This window comes from Chlorogloeopsis sp. ULAP01, from assembly GCF_030381805.1.
In the GTDB taxonomy this organism is placed as follows: Bacteria; Cyanobacteriota; Cyanobacteriia; order Cyanobacteriales; family Nostocaceae; genus Chlorogloeopsis.
Map to the genome: position 1 here is coordinate 178,153 of NZ_JAUDRH010000012.1, position 25,679 is coordinate 203,831.

At 41.3% G+C, this 25,679-nt stretch carries 17 protein-coding genes and 3 pseudogenes; 16 read left to right on the forward strand and 4 right to left on the reverse strand.

Features of this window, described 5'->3' with window-relative positions; translation table 11 throughout:
* Positions 1–7 precede the first annotated feature (7 nt).
* Complete coding sequence (locus tag QUB80_RS23160; RefSeq protein ID WP_289791838.1) at positions 8–3,133, forward strand: efflux RND transporter permease subunit; 3,126 nt, start codon at positions 8–10, stop codon at positions 3,131–3,133.
* A gap of 122 nt (positions 3,134–3,255) precedes the next feature.
* A pseudogene (locus QUB80_RS23165) lies at positions 3,256–6,458 on the forward strand (efflux RND transporter permease subunit).
* A gap of 212 nt (positions 6,459–6,670) precedes the next feature.
* On the opposite strand, the gene QUB80_RS23170 reads toward QUB80_RS23165, so the two are convergent.
* From QUB80_RS23170 to QUB80_RS23180, 3 genes and pseudogenes are all read right to left on the reverse strand, one after another.
* A complete protein-coding gene (locus tag QUB80_RS23170; RefSeq protein ID WP_289791839.1) occupies positions 6,671–7,339 on the reverse strand; it encodes a DUF305 domain-containing protein in 669 nt (222 codons plus the stop codon).
* Between the two features lie 349 nt (positions 7,340–7,688).
* Positions 7,689–8,048 (reverse strand): hypothetical protein, encoded by a 360-nt coding sequence (locus tag QUB80_RS23175; RefSeq protein ID WP_289791840.1) that lies wholly within the window; start codon positions 8,046–8,048, stop codon positions 7,689–7,691.
* A 591-nt stretch (positions 8,049–8,639) separates the two neighbouring features.
* Positions 8,640–9,435: pseudogene (locus tag QUB80_RS23180) on the reverse strand (IS5 family transposase).
* A 99-nt stretch (positions 9,436–9,534) separates the two neighbouring features.
* Here QUB80_RS23180 and QUB80_RS23185 point away from each other — a divergent pair.
* The 13 genes and pseudogenes from QUB80_RS23185 (at position 9,535) to QUB80_RS23240 (ending at position 24,609) form a co-directional block, all read left to right on the forward strand.
* Positions 9,535–9,906: a lysylphosphatidylglycerol synthase domain-containing protein gene (locus QUB80_RS23185; RefSeq protein WP_289791921.1), complete on the forward strand. Its 372-nt coding sequence runs from the start codon at positions 9,535–9,537 to the stop codon at positions 9,904–9,906.
* Between the two features lie 81 nt (positions 9,907–9,987).
* A complete protein-coding gene (locus tag QUB80_RS35285; RefSeq protein WP_502875312.1) occupies positions 9,988–10,149 on the forward strand; it encodes a hypothetical protein in 162 nt (53 codons plus the stop codon).
* Positions 10,143–10,862, forward strand: a pseudogene (locus QUB80_RS23190) (bifunctional lysylphosphatidylglycerol flippase/synthetase MprF); the annotation flags it as partial. The gene QUB80_RS35285 and the pseudogene QUB80_RS23190, both read left to right, overlap by 7 nt.
* A gap of 109 nt (positions 10,863–10,971) precedes the next feature.
* Positions 10,972–11,670 (forward strand): phosphatase PAP2 family protein, encoded by a 699-nt coding sequence (locus QUB80_RS23195; RefSeq protein ID WP_289791841.1) that lies wholly within the window; start codon positions 10,972–10,974, stop codon positions 11,668–11,670.
* Positions 11,671–11,917: 247 nt separating this feature from the next.
* The gene (locus QUB80_RS23200) at positions 11,918–12,094 is read left to right on the forward strand and encodes a metallothionein (RefSeq protein WP_289791842.1); all 177 of its coding nucleotides are present in this window, start codon (positions 11,918–11,920) and stop codon (positions 12,092–12,094) included.
* A gap of 121 nt (positions 12,095–12,215) precedes the next feature.
* Positions 12,216–12,374 carry a hypothetical protein gene (locus QUB80_RS23205; protein WP_289791843.1) on the forward strand — a complete coding sequence of 53 codons (159 nt, stop codon included), beginning with the start codon at positions 12,216–12,218 and terminating at the stop codon, positions 12,372–12,374.
* Positions 12,375–13,201: 827 nt separating this feature from the next.
* A complete protein-coding gene (locus QUB80_RS23210; protein ID WP_289791844.1) occupies positions 13,202–14,896 on the forward strand; it encodes an efflux RND transporter periplasmic adaptor subunit in 1,695 nt (564 codons plus the stop codon).
* A 72-nt stretch (positions 14,897–14,968) separates the two neighbouring features.
* Complete coding sequence (locus QUB80_RS23215) at positions 14,969–18,145, forward strand: efflux RND transporter permease subunit (protein WP_289791845.1); 3,177 nt, start codon at positions 14,969–14,971, stop codon at positions 18,143–18,145.
* 190 nt (positions 18,146–18,335) lie between these two features.
* A complete protein-coding gene (gene sigB / locus QUB80_RS23220; RefSeq protein ID WP_289791846.1) occupies positions 18,336–19,334 on the forward strand; it encodes a sigma-70 family RNA polymerase sigma factor SigB in 999 nt (332 codons plus the stop codon).
* 261 nt (positions 19,335–19,595) lie between these two features.
* Positions 19,596–22,715: an efflux RND transporter permease subunit gene (locus tag QUB80_RS23225; RefSeq protein ID WP_289791847.1), complete on the forward strand. Its 3,120-nt coding sequence runs from the start codon at positions 19,596–19,598 to the stop codon at positions 22,713–22,715.
* Between the two features lie 35 nt (positions 22,716–22,750).
* Entirely contained in the window at positions 22,751–23,296 is a 546-nt protein-coding gene (locus QUB80_RS23230; RefSeq protein ID WP_289791848.1) for a hypothetical protein, read from the forward strand.
* A gap of 33 nt (positions 23,297–23,329) precedes the next feature.
* A complete protein-coding gene (locus tag QUB80_RS23235) occupies positions 23,330–23,689 on the forward strand; it encodes a DUF190 domain-containing protein (RefSeq protein WP_289791849.1) in 360 nt (119 codons plus the stop codon).
* A gap of 11 nt (positions 23,690–23,700) precedes the next feature.
* The gene (locus tag QUB80_RS23240) at positions 23,701–24,609 is read left to right on the forward strand and encodes a cation diffusion facilitator family transporter (RefSeq protein ID WP_289791850.1); all 909 of its coding nucleotides are present in this window, start codon (positions 23,701–23,703) and stop codon (positions 24,607–24,609) included.
* 117 nt (positions 24,610–24,726) lie between these two features.
* Here QUB80_RS23240 and QUB80_RS23245 read toward each other — a convergent pair whose 3' ends face one another.
* A complete protein-coding gene (locus QUB80_RS23245; RefSeq protein WP_016870576.1) occupies positions 24,727–25,200 on the reverse strand; it encodes a hypothetical protein in 474 nt (157 codons plus the stop codon).
* A 150-nt stretch (positions 25,201–25,350) separates the two neighbouring features.
* Between QUB80_RS23245 and QUB80_RS23250 the strand changes: the two genes are divergently transcribed.
* Complete coding sequence (locus QUB80_RS23250; protein ID WP_016870575.1) at positions 25,351–25,548, forward strand: hypothetical protein; 198 nt, start codon at positions 25,351–25,353, stop codon at positions 25,546–25,548.
* Positions 25,549–25,679: the final 131 nt, after the last annotated feature.

Consider the following 25,679-nt stretch of genomic DNA (forward strand, 5'->3'; position numbering starts at 1 on the left):
ACTAAATATGTTAAATGCTATTCTCAAGTGGTCGATTGTCCAACGCTGGATAGTGGTGCTAGGAGCTATTGTTGTGACATTTTTGGGTGTGTATAACCTTAGCCAGATGCCCCTAGATGTCTTTCCTGATTTTGCCCCACCCCAGGTAGAAATTCAAACCGAAGCTCCAGGACTTGCTCCCGAAGAAGTCGAGTCTTTAATTACTTTACCAATAGAAAGCGCAGTTAATGGTACGCCGGGAGTAGAAACGGTGCGTTCTTCCTCAGCAGTTGGTATTTCTGTTGTGAAGGTGATTTTTAAATGGGGAACTAATGTTTATCAAGCGCGGCAATTAGTGACAGAACGGTTGCAACAGGCGCTGCAAAAACTACCAGAAGGTGTGGAAAATCCGCAAATTTCTCCGATTTCTTCTCCTATTGGTACAGTTGTGCAATATGCTTTCACTACCGAAACAACTCCAATGATGGAAGTGCGGCGTTTGGTTGATCGAGATATTACCAACCGACTGCTAGCTGTACCGGGTGTTTCTCAGGTGATTGCCTATGGTGGTGATGTTCGCCAGTATCAGGTTTTAGTCGATCCAGCCAAGCTCAAGGCTTTTAATGTCACCCTAGAAGAAGTAACAGCAGCAGCCAGAGGTGCGAATGTCAATGCTGCGGGTGGCTTTTTGATTAATCCCGATCAAGAAATTGTGATTCGTGGAGTAGGGCGCATAGATTCAATTGAGCAACTGGGAAATTCCGCGATCGCAGCTCGCAATGGTACGCCGATTCTACTCAAAGATATTGCTGATGTGCGCATTGGTGCAGCCCTCAAGCGTGGAGATGGTAGTTTAAACGGTCAAAGGGCGATCGTAGTGATGGTTAACAAGCAACCCCAATATGATACTCCGACTGTCACACGAGCCATTGAAAGAGCAATGGAGGAAGTCAAAGCTGGTTTGCCCAAAGATGTCAAAGTTACAGAAACTTTTCGCCAGGAAAACTTTATTGAAGCAGCAATTGAAAATGTTACCAGTTCTCTACGTGATGGTACTATCATCGTTTCGATTATCTTGCTGATGTTTTTGATGAACTGGCGCACTGCCATCATTACCCTCAGTGCAATTCCTTTGTCAGTTCTAATTGGTATGTTAATTTTGGGTTGGTTTGGTCAAGGTATTAATACTATGACACTGGGAGGTTTGGCTGTCGCAATTGGCTCGGTGGTAGACGATTCGATTGTAGATATGGAAAACGCTTACCGAGGCTTGCGAAAGAATCAGTTAGCAGGAACTCCTGTACACCCATTTAAAGTAGTATATGATACCTCTGTCGAAGTAAGAGTTAGTGTAATTTTTTCTACTATAATTATTGCCGTTGTCTTTGCGCCGATTTTCTCGCTGACAGGCGTGGAAGGTCGGATATTTGCACCGATGGGAGTTGCTTACTTAGTGTCAATTTTTGCTTCTACCTTTGTAGCAATGACCCTTTCCCCTGCGTTGTGCGCGATTTTATTAGCAAATAGACAGTTACCCGCAGATGATACTTGGGTGAGTGGTTTATCGCAAAGACTCTATCGTCCGATGTTAAATTTTTCGATTCGCTTCCCCACAATTATTTTGGCGGTGGCGGGGGCATCTTTAGTAGCATCTTTGGTTATTCTCCCAAGTTTGGGGCGAGTATTTTTGCCTGAGTTCCAAGAACCATCTTTAGTAAACGCAGTCTTGCTTTATCCAGGAAGTTCTCTAGCAGCAACCAATCAAGTTGGATTTGTGATGCAGGATGCTCTCAAAAATGATAAACGATTTAAATCAGTGCAGTTAAGGTCTGGACGTGCGCCTGGGGATGCAGATGCAGGTGGAGTTAACTTGGGACATTTAGATGTAGAACTGAGTGCAGAGGGATTGAAAGATAGGGAAGGAAGTATTGAGAAACTGCGAGCCGAATTTGCGAAGATACCCGGAGTTGCACCGAATATCGGCGGTTTTATTTCTCACCGCATGGATGAGGTATTATCTGGCGTAAGGAGTGCGATCGCGATCAAAATTTTCGGCCCCAATTTGGAAGAACTGCGTCGCCTTGGCACTGAAGTGCTAGCGGCTGTAAATGGAATTGAGGGACTTGTTGACTTACAACTTGAACCCCAAGTCCCGATTAAACAGTTGCAAATTCAATTTTTAAGAGAAGCAGCAGCTCGCTACGGCTTAACTGTCGGTAATCTGACTGAGATGGTAGAAACTGCTCTCAATGGACGAGTTGTTTCCCAAGTTCTCAAAGAGCAGCAACTATTTGACTTGGTGGTTTGGTTAAAAGAAGATGCTCGCAATAACTTAGATATTATCCGTAACTTACTAATAGATACTCCTACAGGTCAAAAAATTCCTCTTGCTCAAGTTGCCAGTATAGACTACGGCACTGGCCCCAACACAATCAACCGTGAAAATGTCTCTCGCCTTATTGTAGTGTCTGCAAACGTATCAGGTCGAGATTTAGGTTCTGTAGTGGATGAAATTCAAACCAAGGTGCGGCAGTCAGTACAATTGCCCACAGGTTACTTTATCCAATATGGCGGTCAGTTTGAATCCGAACAACGAGCTACTTATAATTTACTGGTATTTGGAGCACTGGCAATTGTCGTTATTGCAGTCTTAATGTACTTCGCTGTTAAATCTGTTGCAGCAATGTTGATGATTATGATTAACTTACCTCTGGCTGTAGTAGGGGGAATATTTTCGATTGCGATCGGCGGCGGGATAATTTCTGTAGCGTCGTTAGTAGGATTTATTACTCTGTTTGGAGTAGCGACACGTAACGGATTGCTACTAGTAGATAACTACAACAACAAGCTGGCACAGGTAAAAAGTCTGCGGCAAGTCATATTTGAGGGTTCAATGGAGCGCTTAGTTGCTATTTTAATGACGGCTCTCACCTCAGCTTTGGGAATGATTCCTTTAGTCATTGGTACGGGTGCGGGTAAGGAAATATTGCAACCTTTAGCAGTAGTAGTGCTGGGAGGGTTGTTTACTTCTACAGCATTAACATTACTTGTATTGCCTGCACTATACTCTAAGTTTGGCAATTTCTTAATACCTAAGCAAACTTTGTCAGAAGTTGAAAAGGTGAATGGAGTGGGAACAGTACTGGAGTGGTAAACAAAATTGACATATGAAATTTCATACTGATTTCATTTTATTTTGAGAAACTGGGGTAAAGGCTAGCCAATGCACAAGCACTGCGGTCAAACTACCATCTTTCCCTTGCCTAAAGTCTGAATATGCTCAGTTCTATCATTAAATGGGCGATCGCTCGCCGTTGGTTAGTCATTCTGGGTACAATTATCGTTACTGTTTGGATATTTCGTACAATTATCCAAATGCCCTTAGATGTGTTTCCTAGTTTTGCACCGCCCCAAGTCGAAATTCAAACGGAAGCACCAGGACTAGCACCGGAGGAAGTAGAATCTCTGGTAACTTTACCAATTGAAAGTGCAATTAATGGTACTCCAGGAGTCACAGCAGTACGTTCTTCCAGTGCCTCGGGAATCTCCGTTGTCAAAGTCATTTTTAACTGGGGAACTGAAATTTAGTACGTTCTTCCAGTGCCTCGGGAATCTCCGTTGTCAAAGTCATTTTTAACTGGGGAACTGAAATTTATCAAGCACGCCAGCTAGTAACAGAGCGACTGCAACAAGCGCAAAGTAAACTTCCAGAAGGAGTTGAAACACCGCAAATTTCCCCTACTAGTTCCCCCATCGGAACTGTCTTACAATACGCCTTTACATCAGAAAAAACTTCTCTAATGGAAGTGCGGCGCATAGTTGATTGGCAAGTAACAAACCGCCTTTTGGCTGTCGGTGGTGTTTCTCAGATAGTAGCATACGGCGGTGATAATCGCCAATATCAAGTATTAGTTGATCCAGCAAAACTTAGAGCTTTTAATGTCACCTTAGAAGACGTAGAGCAAGCTGCCTCTGCTGCTAATGTTAATGCTCCGGGTGGTTATTTAATTACTCCCGATCGCGAAAAATTAATTCGGGGTATAGGGCGAATTGAATCTATAGAAGAACTACAGCAATCTGTAATTACTGCTCGCAATGGTACACCTGTAAAAATATCAGATATTGCCGACGTGCAAATCGGTGCAGCGATTAAACGAGGTGATGGCACCTTTAACGGTCAAAAGGCAGTGATTGTAATGATTAACAAACAGCCACAAGCCGATACTCCCACTGTCACCCGTGCGATTGAAGCGGCGATGTCAGAGATTAAAGCAGGCTTACCCAAAGATATTAAAGTTACCCCTACCTTTCGCCAGGAAAATTATATAGATTCTTCGATTGAAAATGTTCGAGAAGCGTTAATTGAAGGCAGCATTATTGTTGCTATTATCTTAATTCCATTTTTGATGAATTGGCGCAACCTGGCTATTTGTTTAACTGCCCTTCCCTTGTCTTTATTAGTAGGAGTGCTACTACTAAACTGGGTGGGGCAAGGTTTAAATACGATGACTTTGGGAGGATTGGCAGTAGCAATTGGTTCCGCTGTTGATGATGCCATTGTCGATGCTGAAAATGTCTACCGCAACCTGCGAGAAAATAAATACTCTCCCCACCCACGCCCTGTTTTAGATGTGGTATTTAATGGTTGCCAAGAAGTACGTGATTCGGTATTTGGAGCCACAATTATTACTATAGTTGTCTTCTCACCAGTATTTGCTTTGACTGGTGTAGAAGGTAGCATTTTTATTCCAATGGGATTGGGTTATATGGCGGCTGTGATTGCTTCTAGTATCACAGCATTAACAGTAACTCCAGCTTTATGTGCAATATTGTTGCCTTACGGTCACTTGCCAGAAACTGAACCTTGGGTAGCAAGATTTTTTAAGCGGCTTTATTATCCTTTAATAAATTTTTCTCTACGACGTTCTGGAATTATTTTAGCCTTAGCTATTGCGAGTTTAGTAGCAGCAACTTTGATTGTTCCCTCATTTGGAAGAGTGTTTTTACCAGAGTTTCAGGAACAAACTTTGGTGAATACCCTGACTCTTTATCCTGGTGTGTCTCTAGAAACTACTAATGCAGCTGGTGAAGCACTTCAACACGCTCTCAAGGGAGACTCTAGATTTCCCTACGTACAGTTACGTTCTGGACGTGCGCCTGGTGATGCAGATGCAGCAGGAGTAAATTTAGGTCACTTGGACATTGAGTTAAGCGAAGAAGGAATGAAAGATAGGGAGGGGACGATTGAGAAGCTACGGGAAGAATTTGCTAAATTACCGGGGGTAGCACCGAATATTGGTGGTTTCATCTCTCACCGCATGGATGAAGTGTTATCAGGGGTAAGGAGTGCGATCGCTGTCAAAATTTTCGGCAGTGACTTAGAACAACTTCGCACAATTGGTCAACAAGTTGATAATGTAATGAAAACCGTTAATGGGATTGTAGATTTACAACTAGAACCTCAAATACCGATTGAACAAATACAAATTAAGTTTAACCGTCCGGCTGCTTCAAGATATGGATTGACAGTAGGAAAACTTTCTGAAATTATCGAAACTGCCCTGAATGGAAGAGTAGTTTCTCAAGTTTTGGAGAAACAACAAACTTTCGATTTACTTGTGTGGTTAAAGTCAGATGCACGTCAAAACTTGGATACAATTCGCAATTTATTAGTTGATACTCCTGACGGTCAAAAGATTCCCTTAGCACAAGTTGCCACAATTGAAAATGGCACTGGGCCAAACACTATCAACAGAGAAAATGTCTCTCGTTTAATAGTTGTTTCTGCTAATGCTAGCGGTAGAGATTTACGCTCTATAGTGAATGAAATTCGCGACAAAGTTCAGCAACAAGTACAGATTCCTCCGGGTTACTACATTCAGTATGCAGGGCAATTTGAAGCAGAAGAAAGAGCTACTCAAAATATTTTAATTTTCAGTGCCATAGCCCTTGTTGCTATTACAGTCATCATGTATATTTCAGTTAAATCTATTCCTTCTACTGCCATGATTATGATTAATTTGCCTTTGGCATTGGTAGGGGGAGTATTTTCAGTGGCTTTGAGTGGCGGTATTATTTCTATTGCCTCTTTGGTTGGCTTTGTCACTTTGTTTGGAGTTGCCACTCGTAATGGCTTGTTATTGGTGGATAATTACAACACTAAATTTGCAGAAGGAATGCCACTTAAGGAACTGTTAATCAAAGGTTCAATGGAACGGCTGAATGCTATTTTGATGACAGCTTTTACCTCGGCTTTAGGATTAGCGCCTTTAGTAATTGAGAGTGGTCCGGGAAAAGAAATTCTCCAACCACTTTCGATAGTAGTATTGGGTGGTTTGTTTACTTCTACAGCATTAACATTAGTGGTTTTACCTGCTTTATATGCTAAGTTTGGAAAAATTTTACTGCCTAAGCAAAGCGTGCAAGTAGTAAAGGATGGGAAGGTATCGAAAGCACTTTTCGAGAATCAGTCAATATAATAAATTGACATTAAGATATCGTTCAATTTTGTTGCTGAAAGTTCTTGTAATTTAAGCAGAACAAAGCATTAAAGTAGGAGTGGTGTTACAAGAGCTAATTATTACGATTCGTTGCTACGTCGAGGGGTAAAACCTAGACGTAGCATACCTCTAAAAGAGCCAGCCAGTAATAAATAAAAGCACTTTCACCTATTACTGCACTGCCTCGTCAATTACTTTGAATGTGACTCTGGATTAAGAAGACTGCTTTCAGCGTCAGGGGTATCAGCAGCCGAACCCGCAGCTGCTGATCCAACATAATCTATGTTGTAGATTTTTTTGAGCCAGCTTCGCAGCTGATTAATTTCCCTTGTTTGCTGAGTAACAACATCGGCACCTAAGTTTACAAACTCTACATGATAAGCGCGGTCAATAATTTCCCCAGCGAATATGATGGCACCCCAGTGGTGTGAGGTTAGAGTCTTCATGAACGTGATATTGAAATCGTCTCCACTTAGTGCTGATAGCTGATTTATTACATTTTGACTAAACTTGTTCGATGTTGGTGAGTACGAAATGCCATACCAGTCCCTAAGCCACGACTGCATCGTTTGAATTTCTTGCTGCTGAGCAGTAATGACCTGCTGACAGAGCGATTTCAATTCTTCAAGTGTAGCCCTTTGCAGACATACCTCCGACATTTCAATTGCAAAGTTGTGACCGTCAATCAAATCCCGCATAAGGCGAATTTCAAGTTGCGTGAGCCTGTTTCTTGGAGCAGGTTGGCTTGCCAGTATTGGCTCAATCGCAATAGTAAAAACGCCAAGGGTGGGTGTCAGGGCTAGAAGCACACGTAAGGCGATGCTAGCAGTTAAACGTAGTGAGCTATTATTGTGCGACATCTATACCTAGTTGTTTTTAGATAGCTTACTTGCAACGCTATCAAGGATGCCTTTCTCATCCTAATAAAGGTAAATAAAATAGCAAGACTTACACATGAAATAGTTGTCTAATCAGCAATGTCATATTGCCTTTAAGGCAAACACATGAAATTCTTATCAAGCTTATTTAAGTAAGCAAGATCAAGTGGAAAAAAACCTCCAACATTGCCGAAGTGCTTGACCAAAACTTCGGATTATGCAGCATAGAATTAACTAGATCTACTGCTAAGAGCGCTAGTCAATACCTGCTTGAGTCGGTTGTGTTAAACCTATACCAAGAACACCAAATACAAGAAAACCCAGTGTAGCACTAGGTTTGGGGGGAAAATTTGTAGGGAGGCAATATCATAAAGTTATAGTTAAGACCAGGATAGCAGCCTTGTTGCCACTGGGTTATCGGAGTGATAGCTATCTCAATAGCATTGTGATAGTAAACGTTCGTTGCATCAATAAATCTCAGATCGTGTTGATCATCAGCAGCTACTAGTTTCATATTTATCATGCCACTTGTTTTGGCATAGCTGATCATTCGATCAGCTTCAGTGGAGCGAGTTCTAGAGAGTAGAATGCTGGCTGGTTCTAGAGTTACTGACGCACTTCCTTGAGAGCAAACTTCTAGAGTTATACCGAAATTTGCAGCAAGTGTATTGCTTGTTACAGGTGTATTCATGCACTCCTCAACTAAAGTATTGCCTGATTTTTGTATTTAGCTTTCAATTAAGACACCACAAACAAAATATTTAACTAGAACAACAAATTCTTCTTAACCATAGAATTTGAGATTGCTAGCAATCAACACTATAAAAATGAGAACTGACAATAATTTAAAGGGGTCTAGAGGAAAACACTTCCATCTAAGGACTTAATTATTATTTATGACTAATGAAGTATAAGCATTTCATCTTGATTTCATTTCTTTATACACAATGTGATTACTGATACATAAAAATGATTTCATTTTGATTTCATTTTTTTTAAAAGGCTGAATATATATTTATTTTGCAAAAATTAGCAATACTCTAGTAAGAGTGCGGAAACTAGATTAACAGTCTTTTTAAGCTAAAATTTGCCATTTGACAAAAATCGTATGCAATATATAGCAAGGGTTTGAAAGATTTTAGCTTTGGGTTTACTGTGTACAAATTTGAGAGGTAATTTCTTACTATTGAAGTTAGATCAGAATTAGTTGCCACATTATTAAACCAGTACAAATCATACTTTTAAAAGCGAAAGTGTAAGAGACCATTTATAAAGTAAATCTTTAGGCGACTAGACGACGTAGCATAATACGAGTCATAACACCATATATAGCAGCTTCACTCATGTCAGGAAGACGTTCGTAATCTTTACTTAGACGATGATACTGGTTGAACCAGCAATCATGTTCTTTCTACTACCCAACGCTTGGGTAAAACCTCAAACCTGTTATCAGTACGGCGCATGACCTCAACATGAGCTTGAATCATCAGCCATACCGCCAGGGCAAACTTGTCACCGTCATCGCCTGAGTCAACCCACATGACTTCAACTTTTTCCAATAATTCTGGCCGTTCCTCCAGTAATTCCATCAAAGCATATGCTGCCAGTACTCTTTCAGGGGCATTGCCTTCACTTACAACCACTTTGAGCAATAGTCCTAGACTATCTACTATCGTTTGACGTTTCCTTCCCTTAACTAGCTTGCCACCATCAAAGCCGTAAACATCCCCCTTTTTTCAGTCGTTTTTACCGACTGACTGTAGAAGGGCGATCGCTGTTGGTTGTGTTGATTTACCTAACTTTGAGCGAACTTGACCGCGCAGTGTATGGTTTAATTTTTCCCAAACACCTTTGCGCTGCCATTTGCGGTAGTAGCTGTATACCGTTGAGCTTGGAGGGAAATCTTCTGGCAGCATATCCCATTGACACCCCGTTTTTAAGTGGTAGTAGATGGCGTTACATACTTCCCGCATATCAGTTGTGCGAGGATGTCCTCCAGATTTTGCTGGTGGAATTAATGGAGCGAGAATTTCCCATTCTAAGTCACTAAGGTCTGTAGAATAAGCCTTTCGAGCCATTGCTTTCTAAGTAGTTGTACCGTTTTAAAAGTATCCTAGAAATTGCAATTTCTCTGAGCTAGCTATCTTTAGATTTACTTTATAAATAGCCTCTTAAGGATTCGCGGACAGACATTTTCTTTTCCTTCCTTTCGACTTTCCTTGAAGCAAATAGGAATTTCTTTAGTGGATTGGGGATTGGCGATCGCTGTTCTCTATCTTCTGTTACCCCCAAGTATTCCTTTGTCCTATTTCGGCTTTGCTGGTATCTACTTATTAGCAATGATTGCAGGCATTGTTAGCAATGTTCCTGGTGGCTTAGGAGTGTTTGAAACCGTAATACTTTTGCTACTGCCATCAGAAGTAACAGCCCCAGCAGCTTTGGGTTCGCTAATAGCTTACCGAGGAGTTTACTATATCCTGCCCTTGATAGTTGCAGTGGTGTTGCTGGGTTTGTATGAAATTAATCAACGGCTAAAAGTGCGTTCCTAGCTTAATTTATGTTTAACCCAACTTGAAATTAAACTTGCTCCACGACACAATCAAATAGTTAAGCAAAGTGAGGAAAAGCAATTGCTAAATAAACGTCAACGCATTGGATTGTGGACAGCCTCTATTTTAACCGCCATAGTAGGGGTTGTGAATTTGATATCTGCGGGTACTCCTAATTCGCCTAGACGCACAGAATTAATAGAGCAATTTGTCCCTTTTGATATCCGCGCGAGTGGACATTAGGCTACCGTACTGTTCAAATTGGTGAGGAGGCAATTGTTGACTTACATAGCTTGACCCTTCAAGGCAAAGCTAACCAAAACTTAAGAAATGCTCTCAATAGACTTACGAAGTCGGGTCATCAAGTTAAATTTTATCAACCACCCATTGCAGATGAATTATTAAAAGAATTGAGGTCAATAAGTGATGAATGGCTTCAGATGATGCAGGGAGCCGAGAAAAAGTTTTCTGTTGGTTGGTTTGATTATGACTACTTACGTGAGTGCGAAATTGTGGCTGTACATACTCCAGAAGGAACAATTAGTGCCTTTACAAACGTGGTATCAGAGTTTCAGAAAAATGAAATTACTATCGACTTAATGCGACGACGTACAGACATTGAAAAAGGGACAATGGAATTTTTATTTGTCTCAATGTTTCAGCACTTTCAGCAACTCAATTATGACGGTTTTAATTTGGGATTATCTGCACTTTCTGGAGTTGGAGGAACACAAGATTCTCCCGCTTTGGAGAAAGCATTAAAATATCTCTACGAACACTTAAATAAGTTTTATAACTTTAAAGGTTTGCATACATTTAAGGATAAGTTTAGTCCTCGTTGGGAACCTCGTTACTTAGTATATCCCAATTTAGCTGCACTACCCGATATAGTGGTAGCTCTGGTAAGGGCAGATTCAGGGGATAGATTACTAGATTACTTTAAACCAGGTGCTTAAAAGCTTAATTTCAATAAAGTAACTGAATTTTTGATTTAAAATTATCTTTTCAGTTTCTTGACTATTATTCTATAAGCTATAAATCAATAACAGATTTAGACATAACTCAATGATACGAAAAATTTCTACCTTTTGGTTACGACATATACACCCTCGTTTAGCTCCTTTAATTGCCACGATTGGTATAGTTGGACTTACTGTTTGTCTGCTGATTTTGTTTGTTGTCGCCAAGCTTGCTGAAGAAATTCTGGAAAAAGAAGCTTTTGCCTTTGATACATCTTTTTTATTATGGCTACATCAATTTGCCAATCCGAGTCTTGACAATTTGATGCTATTTATTACGAATCTTGGTAATCCAAAGACAGTAGTAGTAGTTGCAGCATTTACTTTAGGAATACTTTGGTGGCGACGTTACCGGATAGAAACATATATTTTTGTGCTTACTTGTCTAGGAGGGTTAATTCTAAATACAGGTTTAAAGTTATTTTTCTCAAAACCCCGTCCGCAACTTTGGACACTTTTGATTTCTGAAAAATCTTTCAGTTTTCCTAGCGGTCATGCACTAGGTTCTATGGTATTGTATGGTTTTATTGCCTATATAATAGCCACTCACTATCCTAAATTTTCGCAAATTATTTATACTTTAGCAGTTATTTTAATTGTGGCAATTGGCATCAGTCGCCTATATTTAGGAGTACATTGGCCAACAGATGTAATTGCAGGTTATGGAGTTGGTTTCTTGTGGTTGATGATGTGTATCATGATGCTAAAACTACAAAGATTGAGACAAGGACAGTTTTTTGGTTGAAACTATTAGCTTATCAGCCATGATGCTACACCCGCCACTTCAAATTTTTTAAAGAGGTCAATCGCCTTACCTTTGCCAGACTTGCAAGTTTCGTTTAATATTCACTGGTCTTGGTTCTAAATAGCCGCATTCCATTCGCAGTTACTAATAGTCAATACTGATATTATATTCTTGTTAAGTCAAAGCAGCGATCGCTACTCTTGCCTCTTAACTAATGATTTCACAACAAAAAGGAGAAAGTAAAGCTATGGCAGCAACTGTAAACCAAGTCAAATGTGCCTGTGGTACTTGCCTATGCGTTTTTTCCATTGATCAAGCTGTGATGAAGGATGGCAAACCTTACTGCTGTGAAGCTTGTGCCAACAGCCATCAAAATGGTGAAGTCTGCACTCAATGTGAATCTGTTTGTGGCTGTGCTAAATAAAACTAGAAAATCTCTTTGCCGTACTTGGTAAAATGCACTGCTAGCCTAAAAGTGGTAGTTGGTAATGTCTAACGACTTTGGAGTCGTGCTTCTGTCTTTGTAAGTGTGCGGTTCCTAAGTCATGAAAAAAGCTCTTTTGATTACCTGGGAAGCTGTTGGTCAGTTACAATTTCGGCAACTAGTACTGGGGTTGCTGATGCTGATTATAGCAGGACTGAGCAAGTTTGCAGACTTTGAAGAATCAATCTATTTAATATTGCGTAAAGTATTATTAAAGTAAAATTTGACAGCTTGTCTTTTGACGCAGACAGTCGCTTTGTGCCAAATTTCCAAATAAAATCATATGCTTTATCAATTCAGTTTTTATCATACTCTAGGCTGCACACTGTTTATAGCTTTACTAGTCAACCCAGCTGTTGCCCACAACATTCAAGTATAGGCGTGGAACTAGCGGTGCGATGTAGAAAGTCGAGTGTTAGAGGATGAAATATGATCTCACTGTGGCATCTGGTACTGCATCAACACCCAAAGTAAAAATATCGCCACCGAAAAACATAGCTAGCACAGCGGAGCAAAAACAATAGAGCCGAGAGTGGAAAATTCCTGCACTAGTTCTAGTAGTACTGTTAGGATTAGGAGTTTTTGGGATAGTACTACGGCGTATCGTGAAACGCTGAGTTCACCACTGATCCAAGTAGTCAAGAAGACAACCCAAATGAATGGATAACCAAGCTAATAAAGTATAGGATTTTGGAGAATTGGCTAGCAAATTTTGCGTTGATCAAAGTTGTCAATTATTAAAGTAAAAAGCGATCGTATTAGCTAATAATTAATAATTACTTTCTACTCTGAGTCCAGAAGCGTTGGGACATTTATGACAGTAAATACGTTGATACTCTGCCTAAAAAATAGCAGCCACCATTCAAAATTTCACCCGAATTTCACATCGATATGAAAGACTGAATAAAGAACGCTAGTTAAACTTCTTAAAACTACTTGTACAAACGACATAACTAGCCCAAGACAGTGCAAGAACCAAATTCTTCCTAAAAATACCAACATTAAATTTAACTCTGACTTCTCCTAACTCACAGGACATAATTAGCGATGGTAATATCTAAGCGTTATCAACCTTCTACTCCACTCCGTTGTGCTTCTTCCGCAGTACTCAGTTTGCTATTGCTATCTTCTCCCACGGCTGTTTTCGCCGGCGGTGGACATGACCACACTGGTGGAAGTGCATTTCAAGCTGGAAGCGAAACAAGTGGTTCAATTGAAGTTGATGCTGAAACAGCCCAGCAGTTAGGAATTAAAGTCGAACCAGTAAAAAGACAACCATTAGCTTTAGGTATTAAAGCCACAGGACAGATTGAAACTCTACCGAGCCAAAGAGTAGAAGTAACTACCCCAATATCTGGAGCAAAAGTGGTTGAACTTTTAGTCGAACCTGGTGCAAGAGTTCAAAAAGGTCAGCCTGTAGCCGTTTTAACCAGTCCTGACCTAGTGAGCTTACGTGTGGAATCTCAGGAAAAACTTGCTCAAGGACAAGCAGATTTACAACAAGCACTTGCCGATCTCAGACTAGCCCAACAAAACTACGATCGCTACCAACAAATTGCCGCAGCAGAAATCGCTCAAACACAAAGCCAAGTGGCATTTGCACAAGAAAAGTACGATAAAGACAAGCAGTTAGCTGATGCTGGTGCTTTGCCACGTCGTAATGCTCTCGAATCTCAAACTCAGCTAGCAGAAGCCAAAGCGAAACTTGTAACAGCTTCAAGTCGCCGCGATGTGATCGAAGCAGAAAATCAACTCAAACGTGCTCAAGCAGCAGTGGCTGTAGCAAAACAGCGTATAAGTCTTAGTAATACCACGTATCAAACTCGACTGTCTCAACTAGGAGCGATCGCCAACGCCAAGGGACTAGTAACAGTAACAGCTCCTATTTCAGGTAAAGTTGCTGACCGAGAAGTCACCATCGGTCAATCATTCCAAGATGCAGGTGGCAAGCTAATGACAATATTGAATGACAGTCGGATATTTGCCACAGCTAATATCTATGAAAAAGATTTGAACAAGGTAAAAATTGGTCAACCACTCAGAGTAAAAATTAGTTTTTTGCCTAACCGTAGCTTTACTGGTAAAATCACCCGAATAGGCTCAGTAGTAGAAGGGCAAACACGAGTAGTACCAGTGCAAGCAGAAATAGAAAACTCTGGCGGACAGCTCAAACCCGGAATGTTTGCCGAACTGCAAGTATTAACAAACGAAACATCTGCACCTGTCTTAGCAATTCCTAGCTCTGCTGTGGTAGACGCAAACGGCAAAAAAATGGTTTATGTCAAAAATGGTAATGCCTTTCAGTCAGTTGACGTGAGTTTAGGTCAAACATCTGGAGATTTGGTAGAGATAACTAGTGGTTTATTTGAGGGAGATTCAGTAGTTACCCAACGTGCGCCCCAACTTTATGCACAATCATTACGGGGAGGTAGTAAAGCTAAAGAAGAAGAACATAAGGAAGAAGGTGGTTCCCACACAGAAGAAACTGAAGCCAAAACTAACAGCTTGCCAATACCTTTATGGTTGCTAGGCACAGGGGGAGGAGTGGCGATCGCAACTTTGGCTTTTGTCGCTGGTAGTTTCTGGTCTAGCCGTCGTATCCGTTCCCGTCTACTACCAGTAGGTGACGGGTTCAATTATGAAACCGAGGTTTATATCGACAACCACAAACAACCAACCTCCACTACTTCCAACACTTCTGTGGAAGAACAGGAAAATTATCGTCGTTCAGACAATCATTAATAGTTATTGCTTAATAGTTCACGAAAAACAAAATCAAAAATTAGCAATCAAAAACTAAATCAATAATAAATAATGATTAGTGCAGTCGCTAAATGGGTAATTTCTCGACGCTGGTTAGTAGTAATTGCGGCACTTATTTCCACAGTAATTATATTATTTAATACCATCCCGCAAATGCCGCTGGATGTTTTCCCCAACTTTGCTCCTCCCCAAGTTGAAATTGAAACAGAAGCTCCCGGACTTGCTCCCGAAGAAATAGAATCTTTGGTGACATTACCAATTGAAAGCTCAATCAACGGCACACCAGGGATCAGCGCAGTTCGTTCTTCCTCCTCAGCAGGACTTTCTGTAGTCAGAGTTGTTTTTGGCTGGGGAACAGATATCTATCAAGCCCGCCAGTTGATACAAGAACGACTGCAACAAGCAGTTAGTAAGCTACCCGAAGGAATTGAAACACCTAGACTCGCTCCTATTAGTTCACCTATTGGCACTGTATTAAAATATTCCTTCACAGTGGAAGATGAGGGAGAAAACCAAAACCTCAAATCCAAAATCGATTTGATGGAAGTACGCCGCATCGTTGATTGGCAAGTGACAAACCGCCTTTTAGCAGTCCCTGGCGTTAGCCAAGTGCTAGTGTATGGCGGTGATGTGCGTCAGTATCAAGTATTAGTAGATCCGAACAAACTCAATGCTTTTAATGTATCCTTACAGCAAGTATCTGAAGCAGTACAGGGGGCAAATGTCAATGCTCCTGGTGGCTTTTTAATCACCCCTGACAAGCAAACTCTGATTCGGGGAATTGGCCGAATTGAATCCCTGGATGATTTAAAACAATCTGTAATTGTTGCCCGTCAAGGAACGCCTGTGCGATTGGGAGATGTTGCCGACATTCAAATTGGCGGTGCGATTAAGATTGGCGATGGCAGCTTAAATGGCAAAGATGCTGTAGTGGTGATGGTGAATAAGCAACCTCTAGCTGATACTCCTACCGTTACCCGTGCCATTGAAACTGCAATGACAGAGTTGAAAGCAGGTTTACCTAAAGGAGTAAAGGTAACAGAAACCTTCCGCCAAGCAGATTATATTGATGCTTCAGTAGAAAATGTCAGATCGGCCTTGGTGGAAGGCAGTATTATTGCCGCACTTATCCTCATTCCTTTTTTGATGAATTGGCGGACTCTAGCAGTGTGCTTGTTAGATTTTGTTCTAACTTTTGTGTTCGCCTTGCAAGTATTATCCTGGTTAGGCTTGGGGCTAAACACCATGACTTTAGGAGGGTTAGCGGTAGCCATTGGCACAGCAATTGACGATGCCATTGTTTATGCAGAAAATACTTATCGCAACCTGCGCCAAAATAAACATTCTGATAATCCGCGTCCGGTACTACAAGTCATTTTTGAAGGGGGACAGGAAGTTAGAGAATCTCTTATTGGTGCAACTTTAATTACCATAGTTGTCTTTTCCCCTGTTTTTGCCCTCGCAGGTGTAGAAGGTCGAATTTTTGGGCCGATGGGAATGACTTATCTAGTAGTGGTCATGGTTTCCAGTTTAGAATCATTACTATTAAGTCCGGCATTGTGTGCGATTTTACTTCCACACGGAAAAATGCCGTTAAAAGAACCATTAATACCCCGAATTTTCAAGCGGCTATACTATCCTTGTTTAGAATTGGCTATCCACAGTCCCATGATTATTATCTCTGTGGCTGTGGCGGGAATGGTAGCGGCAATAGTGATTTTTCCAGCTTTGGGACGGGCTTTTCTACCAGAATTTCAAGAAACAACTTTGGTCAATACTTTAGCTCTTTATCCAGGTTCATCTTTAGAAGCTACTAACAGTGCAGCCTTTGTATTGGAGAATAAACTTAAAGATGATCCCAGGTTAAAATATGTGCAACTACGAGCAGGACGCGCCCCTAACGATCCAGATGCAGCACCCGTAAATCTCGCTCACCTCGACATTGGGTTAAGCAACAAAGGAATGGAAAAACGCAAAGAAACAGTAGAATGGTTGCGAGAAGAATTTAATAAAGTACCGGGTGCAGCTGCGAATATTGGTGGATTTATTTCGCACAGAATTGATGAAATATTATCCGGGGTTAGAAGTCAAATTGCTGTGAAAATATTTGGCTCAGATTTAGAAGAACTCCGCAGAATTGGTAAACAAGTTGAAGGTGTAATGTCATCTGTTTTTGGGCTAGTGGATTTACAATTAGAACCGCAAGTTCCCATCGAACAGATTCAAATAAAATTTGACCGTGTTGCCGCATCACGTTATGGTTTAACTGTTGGGCAACTATCTAACATAATTGAAACTGCGCTCAATGGCAAAGTAGTATCGCAAGTTTTGGAGCAGCAACAAAGTTTTGATTTAGTGGTATGGTTACAACCACAATACCGAAATAATTTACAAACAATTGAAAATTTATTAGTTGATATTCCTTCCCCAGGAGGAGATGAAGGGGGAAATAAAATTCCTTTAGCTAAGGTGGCTCAAGTTACCTATAGCACTGGCCCCAATACAATTAACCGAGAAAATGTCTCTCGTCTAATTGTAGTATCTGCTAATGCTCAGGGTAAAGATTTGCGATCGCTAGTCAATGAAATTCAAAACAAAGTCAAGACACAAGTGCAATTGCCCTCCGGTTACTTTATTCAGTATGGCGGTCAATTTGAAGCCGAAGAAAGAGCCTCACAAAATATTTTAATTTTTAGTGCCATTTCCTTCGTAGTAATTACGGTATTAATGTATCTTTCTGTCAAATCCATTGCTTCTACAGCAATGATTATGATTAACTTGCCCATCGCTTTAGTTGGAGGTGTAATTGCTGTAGCCTTAACAGGGGGTGTTGTCTCAGTTGCTTCCTTGGTAGGCTTTGTAACTTTATTTGGTGTAGCAACTCGTAACGGACTGCTTTTAGTAGATAATTACATAACCAAGTTTGCGATCGGAATGTCTTTAAAAGAAATCCTGATAGCCGGGTCAATGGAACGACTCAATGCTATTTTAATGACATCATTTACTTCAGCTTTGGGATTAGTACCGTTAGTAATTGCAGTAGGGCCAGGTAAAGAAGTTTTGCAACCACTTTCGATAGTAGTTTTGGGTGGTTTGTTTACTTCTACAGCGTTAACCTTGATGGTTTTACCAGCTTTGTACTCAAAGTTTGGTAAGTATTTGTTACCTAAGCGAAGTACTCCTGTTGTGGAGGATGGGAAGGTAGCTGGGGTGGTTTTGGAAAATTAGTTGGCATTGCAATTTTGATCAAGTACAGCCAGTGAATCCTTTACTGGCTCATAGGATAAAAGGTAATTTCTAGGTGTACATAAACTGCTGATAGTGTGTGTCGCTGCTCGAATGAAATACTCTGGATTAATTTGTGTTTATTTATGATTTGATAAACATTTAAATTTATTCAATGGAGGCTAACTTATTCATGCCTAACTCAGCATCTCAACCAACTAAAGTTAAGAGCAAGAATAACGAATTTTCATCTATAGCAGATACAGTGGGTATCTATCTGCATCAAATTGGACGTGTACCTTTATTAACCCATGAGCAAGAAATTTTTTTTGCTAAACAAGTTCAGCAAATGATGGCAATGCTGACTGCGAAGGAAGAACTATCTGAAAAATTACAGCGTGAACCTACGCTACAAGAATGGGCTGATAAGATGCAGTTGCAAGAAGAAGTGCTGCTGCAACAACTAAGTCAAGGACAAATTGCCAAGCAAAAGATGATTCAGGCTAATCTGCGGTTGGTGGTGTCTATTGCTAAAAAATACCAGAAACGCAATATTGAGTTTCTAGATTTAATTCAAGAAGGTACATTGGGGCTAGAACGAGGGGTAGAGAAATTTGATCCAACTTTGGGATACAAGTTTTCTACTTATGCTTATTGGTGGATTCGTCAGGGAATTACACTAGCGATCGCACAACAATCCCGCACCATTCGTTTACCAATTCACATGGTTGATAAACTGAACAAAATTAAGTATGTACAGCGAGAGTTATCTCAAAAGCTTGGTTACATTGCTGGCGTGACGGAAGTCGCCCAAGCACTCAATCTAGAACCCAGTCAGATTCGAGAATATTTGCAGCTGGTTCGTCAACCTATTTCCTTAGATATGCGAATTGGGTTTGAGCAGGATACCCAATTACAGGATATGCTGGAGGACGATAGAATATCTCCTGAACGCTACGTCGAGCGAGAATTTTTCTATCAAGACATTCACAATCTATTAGCAAAGCTGACTCCCCAGCAAAGGGAAGTATTAATCTTACGCTTTGGTTTAGCAGATGGATACGAACTTACCCTAGTACAGACTAGTCAACGCATGGGCATTAGTCGGGAACGAGTCCGACAAGTGGAAAAACAAGCTCTCGCCCTTCTACAAAAATATGGGGTTAACTCACGCAGCTATTTAGCTGACTGATGCTGTCAAGAAAAGGAAGAGTCAAATGCGGTAGCGATCGCTGACCTCAAATGTGATGATTTGTTAGCTAACTAGTTATATTTTATAAATGTAAAAACATCAGCCCAATGATGATTTAGCGATCAATTTCAAAAAAGCAGTAAACGATCGCGATCGCCCAGACTCTCCCTTGTAGAAATTTCACCCGAATTTCATTCCAACCTGTCATCCTAGATCAAGTGAATGCTGAATTATCTTCAGTAAAGCTTTATCTTACCAGTAATGCTTAATTCTATTGTTAAATGGTCGATCGCTCAACGCTGGCTAGTGGTTCTTGCCTCTATCCTCATATCTATTTGGGGCTTCCTTGTCCTTACACAGATGCCACTAGATGTATTTCCCAGCTTTGCCCCGCCCCAGGTCGAAATTATGACCGAAGCCCCAGGACTTGCGCCAGAGGAAGTGGAGTCTCTAGTTACCCGACCGATAGAAAGTGTGATTAACGGCACACCCGGACTAGAAGCATTGCGTTCTTCCTCGGCTGTCGGTCTTTCGGCTGTAAGAGCCACTTTTAGTTGGGATACAGAAATTTATCGCGCCCGCCAATTAGTCACAGAACGGTTGCAACAAGCACGCAGCCAGCTACCACAAGGCGTGGAAGACCCAGAGGTTCTTCCGGTTAGTTCGCCTTTAGGATGGACTGTTAAATACGCCTTCACCTCCGAAACCACTCCTTTAATGGAGGTCTGGCGGATTGTCAATTGGCAAGTGAAAAACCGCTTGCTTGCTGTCCCTGGCGTTAGTAATATCGTGATATTCGGCGGGGATGAGCGTCAGTATCAAGTATTGGTAGATCCTGCAAAGCTAAGAGCATTCAATGTTTCCCTGGATGATGTCACCAAAGCAGCACAAGCAGCTAACGCCAATGCACCAGGAGGATTTTTAATTACTCCCGACCAAGAAACTTTGGTGCGAGGTGTTGGACGAATTGAATCTATTGAACAACTAAAAAAATCGGTTATTAAAGCCAGCAATGGCACACCCGTACTTCTCGAACAAGTCGCAGATGTGCAAATAGGATCTGCACTCAAACGCGGCGATGGTAGTTCTGCGGGTAAAAAGGCGGTAATTTTGACTGTCAATAAACAGCCAACTGCGGATACACCAAGCGTTACGAAGGCGGCTGAAGCGGCAATGGAAGAGCTAAAAGCCAGTTTGCCTAAAGATGTGAAAGTAACTGAAACCTTCCGTCAAGAGGATTTTATCGAAGCCTCTATCAAAAACGTTGAAGAAGCTTTGCGCGATGGCACGATCATTGTTTGTGTCATCTTGATTCTATTTTTGATGAATTGGCGCACGATCATCATTACCTTGAGCGCGATTCCCGTATCTTTGTTGTTGGGAATGATGATCCTCAATTGGACGGGACAAGGTATCAACACGATGACTTTGGGCGGATTAGTTGTGGCGATTGGTTCGGTAGTGGATGATGCAATTGTGGATATGGAGAACGTCTACCGCCGTTTGCGAGAAAACCAGACAGCAGGAAATCCTGTGTCACCACTGCAAGTAGTTTTTAATGGCTCAGTAGAGGTGCGGGTGAGCGTGCTGTTCTCGACAATCATTATCGCAGTCGTCTTTGCACCAATCTTTGCCCTTTCTGGGGTGGAAGGTCGGATTTTTACACCAATGGGTATAGCTTATTTGCTGTCGATTGTGGCTTCTACCTTAGTAGCACTGACATTGACTCCGGCACTATGCGCCCTTTTGCTAGTAAATCGACGTTTACCAAGTACAGAAACTTGGGTTGAACGATTTTCTCACCGCCTGTATCGCCCGCTTTTGAAATTTTCTCTACGTCGCCCCAAGATTATTTTGACAGGTGCGATCGCTAGTTTTGTCGCTTCAATATTAATTATGACCTCGTTAGGGCAAGTTTTTTTACCAGAATTTCAAGACCGCGCCCTAGTGATCACCACGATTCTGATGCCTGGTCAATCTCTAGATGCTACCAATCAGGTAGGTTTGGCGATAGAGAACACTCTCAAAAAAGACCCTCGGATTCAAGCAGTTCAGTTCCGTTCTGGGCGAGCGCAAGGTGATACTGAAGTAGCTGGTGTCAATGTCGGAGAACTAGATGTTCAACTGAGTGAAGAGGGAGGAAAAGACCGAGACAAAGCGATTGAAATGATTCGGGAGCAATTTGAGAAAATTCCCGGTGTAGTCCCCAATATCGGTGGTTTCATTTCACACCGCATGGATGAAGTGCTTTCTGGGGTACGAAGTGCGATCGCTGTAAAAATTTTTGGCCCCAATTTAGAACAACTCCGCCAGCTTGGTCAACAAGTACAATCAGCAATGGGTGAGGTTTCCGGTTTAGCAGACTTGCAATTAGAACCGCAAGTACCAATGAAACAGGTGCAAATTCAATTTGACCGTGACGCAGCTGCTCGCTATGGTTTGAGTATTGGCGAATTATCAGAGACGGTAGAAACGGCTCTGAATGGGCGAACTGTATCTCAAATCTTAGAACAGCAACAAACCTTTGACCTGATTGTCTGGTTACAAGAAAAATACCGCAGCAATATCGAAGTCATTCGCGATTTGCTAGTTGATACACCCAACGGACAAAAAATCCCCTTAGCTCAAGTTGCAAAAATTGACTACGGTACAGGCCCTAACACCATTAACCGTGAGAACGTCTCCCGTTATATTGTTGTCTCTAGCAATGTGGCTGGACGCGATTTAGGTTCTGTGATTAAAGAAATTCGGAACAAAGTTAAACAAGAGGTGCAATTGCCTCCCGGATATTACATTGAATACGGTGGTCAATTTGAAGCGCAAGAGGGAGCCACAAAAACTCTACTTTGGGCTGGTGGATTAGCTTTTGTTGCTATTGCAGTCCTGATTTACTTTGCTGTCAAATCGATTCCTGCCACCATCATGATCTTGCTAAACTTACCCTTGGCGTTAGTGGGTGGAATCATTTCCATTGCCTTAGCTGGAGGTATTCTATCTGTGGCTTCGATGGTAGGATTTATTACCTTATTCGGCGTTGCTACACGCAATGGACTATTGCTGGTTGAGAACTACAATTCTAGGATGGCAGAAGGACAACCTCTGCGACAGGCTTTGATGGAAGGGTCGGTAGAAAGGTTGGCTGCTATCTTAATGACAGCGTTAACATCGGCTTTGGGTATGGGGCCTTTGGTAATTGGTAGCGGAGCCGGAAAAGAAATCCTCCAGCCACTAGCCGTTGTGGTATTGGGTGGATTGTTTACCTCAACTGCTTTAACTCTTTTAGTTCTGCCAGCTTTGTATGTCCAGTTTGGTAAGTTTTTAATGCCAAGAAAAACTGAACCAATGATGCAGTCAGAAGGGGCAGGAGAGGCAAGTTTTTAGTTGTTAGTTTACCAAACATTGAGGAGTGTAAATCCATGAAATTGTTAAAAACCAACTTTGTAGTTTTAGGCAGTGTAAGCTTGCTTTTCTTAGGTGCTTGTAGCGGTAGTAATCAAGCTGCAAATTCAGAGAATAGTTCAGCAGTATCAACAACAGAAACGGCTGCCAAGACTGAAACCGTAGCGAAAGATAATCATTCAGAAAATGATGGTCATTCTCATAATCAAAATAATGCTCAAGGTCATTCCGAAGATGGCAAAGGTGAGCATTCACATGGCGGTCAAGTTATTGAGTCGGGGCAATATCATTTAGAGTTTGTTGCCGAACCGCAAAATGATGTGACTCACTTAGATTTCTATTTAAAGAAAGGAGAGAAGCACGATACAGTTTCAAATGCAAAAGTAACGGCTCAAATTCAGCTACCTGATGGTAGTCAAAAAGAATTGCCCCTCACCTATGAAGCTAAAGAACAACATTACCATGCTGTACTTTCTGAAAAAGCAGCAGGTGAGTATAAAGTTGCTATTCTTTCTGATATCAATGGTGAAAAAGTGAACGGTCGCTTTACCTTTAAACGATAATTAACAGCAAGTGGTAGCAATGAGATAACAGTTATGGTTCACCAGCACGATCGCGAACCAACTAAATGGAAGCAACTAACAATCCATATTAGTGAGTCTGATAGTTGGCAACACCAACCCCTTCACCAAGCTCTACTGGGAATAGCTCGCAAACAGGGAATAACAGGGATGACGGTGATGCGGGCAATTTCCGGATATGGCAAGCATGGTGTTTTTCGGACTATGAACGAGCTAGATCCATCTACAGAGTCTTCTGTGCTACCACTTGTGATTACGGTTATTGATAGTGAAAGTGCAATAACCGAATTTTTTTCCTTGGTCAAAGATATGCTGAAAGATAAGTTTGTCACTTGTCAAAGCATAGAAGTTCTCTCACCGTTGGTAACGCTTTAAGGGCAGTATTCATGTCTCACAGTCACGGACACAGCCACGAACCGACTAATTACAACCGTGCCTTCATTATTAGCATTGTTCTCAACACTGGATTTGTTGTTGTTGAAGTCATTTATGGATTAGTTGCCAATTCCCTTGCCCTACTTGCTGATGCTGGTCACAATTTGAGTGATGTTCTAGGTTTGTTACTTGCCTGGGGAGCAAGCTTCCTCGGTCGTCGCCAACCAACACCACGCCGCACTTACGGGTTACGTCGCTCCTCTATTTTGGCTGCTCTGTTGAATGCTATCCTCGTACTCGTAGCTTCTGGTGCAGTTGCCTGGGAAGCTATTGGGCGTTTCCTTGAACCCAGCTCAGTATCAGGCAGTACAATTATCGGCGTGGCAGCGGTAGGTATTGCCATCAATATGGGAAGTGCCTTGATGTTTCTGTCTGGTCGCGAAAGAGACTTAAACATTAGAGGAGCCTTTATCCACTTAGTTGCTGATGCAGCAGTGTCTGTGGGTGCAGTCCTGGCTGGGATTGCAATTGTAACCACTGGTTGGCTATGGTTTGACCCTGCTGTGAGTTTGATAATTGTTGTTGTGATTGTTGTGAGTACTTGGCAATTGTTCCAAGAATCTTTCAACTTGATCACAGATGCCGTACCAGCAGGTATTGAACCACTTGCAGTCCGTACATTCTTAGCTGAACTTCCCGGTGTGACTAGTGTACATGACTTACATATCTGGGGTATGAGTACCACCGAAACAGCTCTGACTGCTCACTTAATTATGCCCGCAGGATATCCTGGCGATGCTTTTTTAGTCCAGGTAAATCAACAACTCCACGACCATTTTGGTATTGAACACACTACAATTCAAATAGAAACGGGCAATCCAAGTTATCCATGTCCTCTTGCTCAAGAAAACGTGGTTTAAATTAATTTAGTGAGCATATGGACAGAGAATCTGGTGGCGATCGCATTTGGAGCGATTTCTGTGACTAAATATCCAATCAGATTAGCTTTTTGAGAACGAATTCTCAAAGTAATAACTTTACTTGAGATTGGAAATTTGACGCTTAACTAACCAGACAATTATAGGTGGTATTAATATCCACTGAAGCAACGGAAGTAAGCCAGTACCAAAAAAAGGAAGTATTGGCATAGTAGCAGCATATTCCCATCTATCAAGCACTCCAGTAGCTAGAGCTTCAAAAATAATCGTAATTACAACACCAACTAAAATAAAGTTGCTTACCTGCCACCAACGTGGCTGACGAAACCACTGGCGTGACTTCGATACGACTGCAACAACCCAAAAGGCGATAAGTGAAATTCCTACATCCCCTACGGTAGCAATAGTACAGTTTCTTATCATATCAAGGCAAGAAAACTCAGAGGTAAGCTGAAAAAACGGCATTTGCTGCATCTCCCAAAGAAAATTTAGAAGAAAGGAGAAAATAGCAATATTCAACTCTGGTAAATTAAGCAAGCGTTGGAAGTGAATGGTATTTAAGGAATTTGACATAAAACAACCACTTTTATTTCATATCATTGTTTACTTATAAAACATTGAGTACCTAAAAGAAAATTACATTCAGGAAAGCCAAAGAGATGCTATTCAACACCAATAACTCTTGCAGCTTAAAACCAGGTTCCTGTAAACCCACATCCTTCTATGGAAATAAGTACAGCATTATCTACTGTATTCCAACTAATGGCGATCGCTGATTTCGTGGCACAGAAGCGTCTATGTTGTCGTTTTTTTCGTTTTCAGTTGATTGTAGAACCGGATACAGGTTCATTTTGGCTCGATGTATCTGGAGCAAGTAATATCACCAAATTCTTATTGACAATTTTTAACTTTGATGAGTAGCATTCTGATTCGTCTTCTCTAATCAATTATACAAATGCAGAATTGTTTAAATTAGAGAGAATATTTTTTAAAATACTGATTTTTCATCTTAATTTCATCCCAATTTTATAAAGTGGAGTTTAGAGACTTAA

What these genes read in the sequence shown, in the direction of transcription:
- QUB80_RS23160 (WP_289791838.1), top strand. Translation starts at nt 8, where the DNA reads ATGTTAAATGCTATTCTCAAGTGGTCGATTGTCCAACGCTGGATAGTG.
- QUB80_RS23170 (WP_289791839.1), bottom strand. Translation starts at nt 7,339, where the DNA reads ATGTCGCACAATAATAGCTCACTACGTTTAACTGCTAGCATCGCCTTA.
- QUB80_RS23175 (WP_289791840.1), bottom strand. Translation starts at nt 8,048, where the DNA reads ATGAATACACCTGTAACAAGCAATACACTTGCTGCAAATTTCGGTATA.
- QUB80_RS23195 (WP_289791841.1), top strand. Translation starts at nt 10,972, where the DNA reads ATGATACGAAAAATTTCTACCTTTTGGTTACGACATATACACCCTCGT.
- QUB80_RS23200 (WP_289791842.1), top strand. Translation starts at nt 11,918, where the DNA reads ATGGCAGCAACTGTAAACCAAGTCAAATGTGCCTGTGGTACTTGCCTA.
- QUB80_RS23205 (WP_289791843.1), top strand. Translation starts at nt 12,216, where the DNA reads ATGAAAAAAGCTCTTTTGATTACCTGGGAAGCTGTTGGTCAGTTACAA.
- QUB80_RS23210 (WP_289791844.1), top strand. Translation starts at nt 13,202, where the DNA reads ATGGTAATATCTAAGCGTTATCAACCTTCTACTCCACTCCGTTGTGCT.
- QUB80_RS23215 (WP_289791845.1), top strand. Translation starts at nt 14,969, where the DNA reads ATGATTAGTGCAGTCGCTAAATGGGTAATTTCTCGACGCTGGTTAGTA.
- sigB (WP_289791846.1), top strand. Translation starts at nt 18,336, where the DNA reads ATGCCTAACTCAGCATCTCAACCAACTAAAGTTAAGAGCAAGAATAAC.
- QUB80_RS23225 (WP_289791847.1), top strand. Translation starts at nt 19,596, where the DNA reads ATGCTTAATTCTATTGTTAAATGGTCGATCGCTCAACGCTGGCTAGTG.
- QUB80_RS23230 (WP_289791848.1), top strand. Translation starts at nt 22,751, where the DNA reads ATGAAATTGTTAAAAACCAACTTTGTAGTTTTAGGCAGTGTAAGCTTG.
- QUB80_RS23235 (WP_289791849.1), top strand. Translation starts at nt 23,330, where the DNA reads ATGGTTCACCAGCACGATCGCGAACCAACTAAATGGAAGCAACTAACA.
- QUB80_RS23240 (WP_289791850.1), top strand. Translation starts at nt 23,701, where the DNA reads ATGTCTCACAGTCACGGACACAGCCACGAACCGACTAATTACAACCGT.
- QUB80_RS23245 (WP_016870576.1), bottom strand. Translation starts at nt 25,200, where the DNA reads ATGTCAAATTCCTTAAATACCATTCACTTCCAACGCTTGCTTAATTTA.
- QUB80_RS23250 (WP_016870575.1), top strand. Translation starts at nt 25,351, where the DNA reads ATGGAAATAAGTACAGCATTATCTACTGTATTCCAACTAATGGCGATC.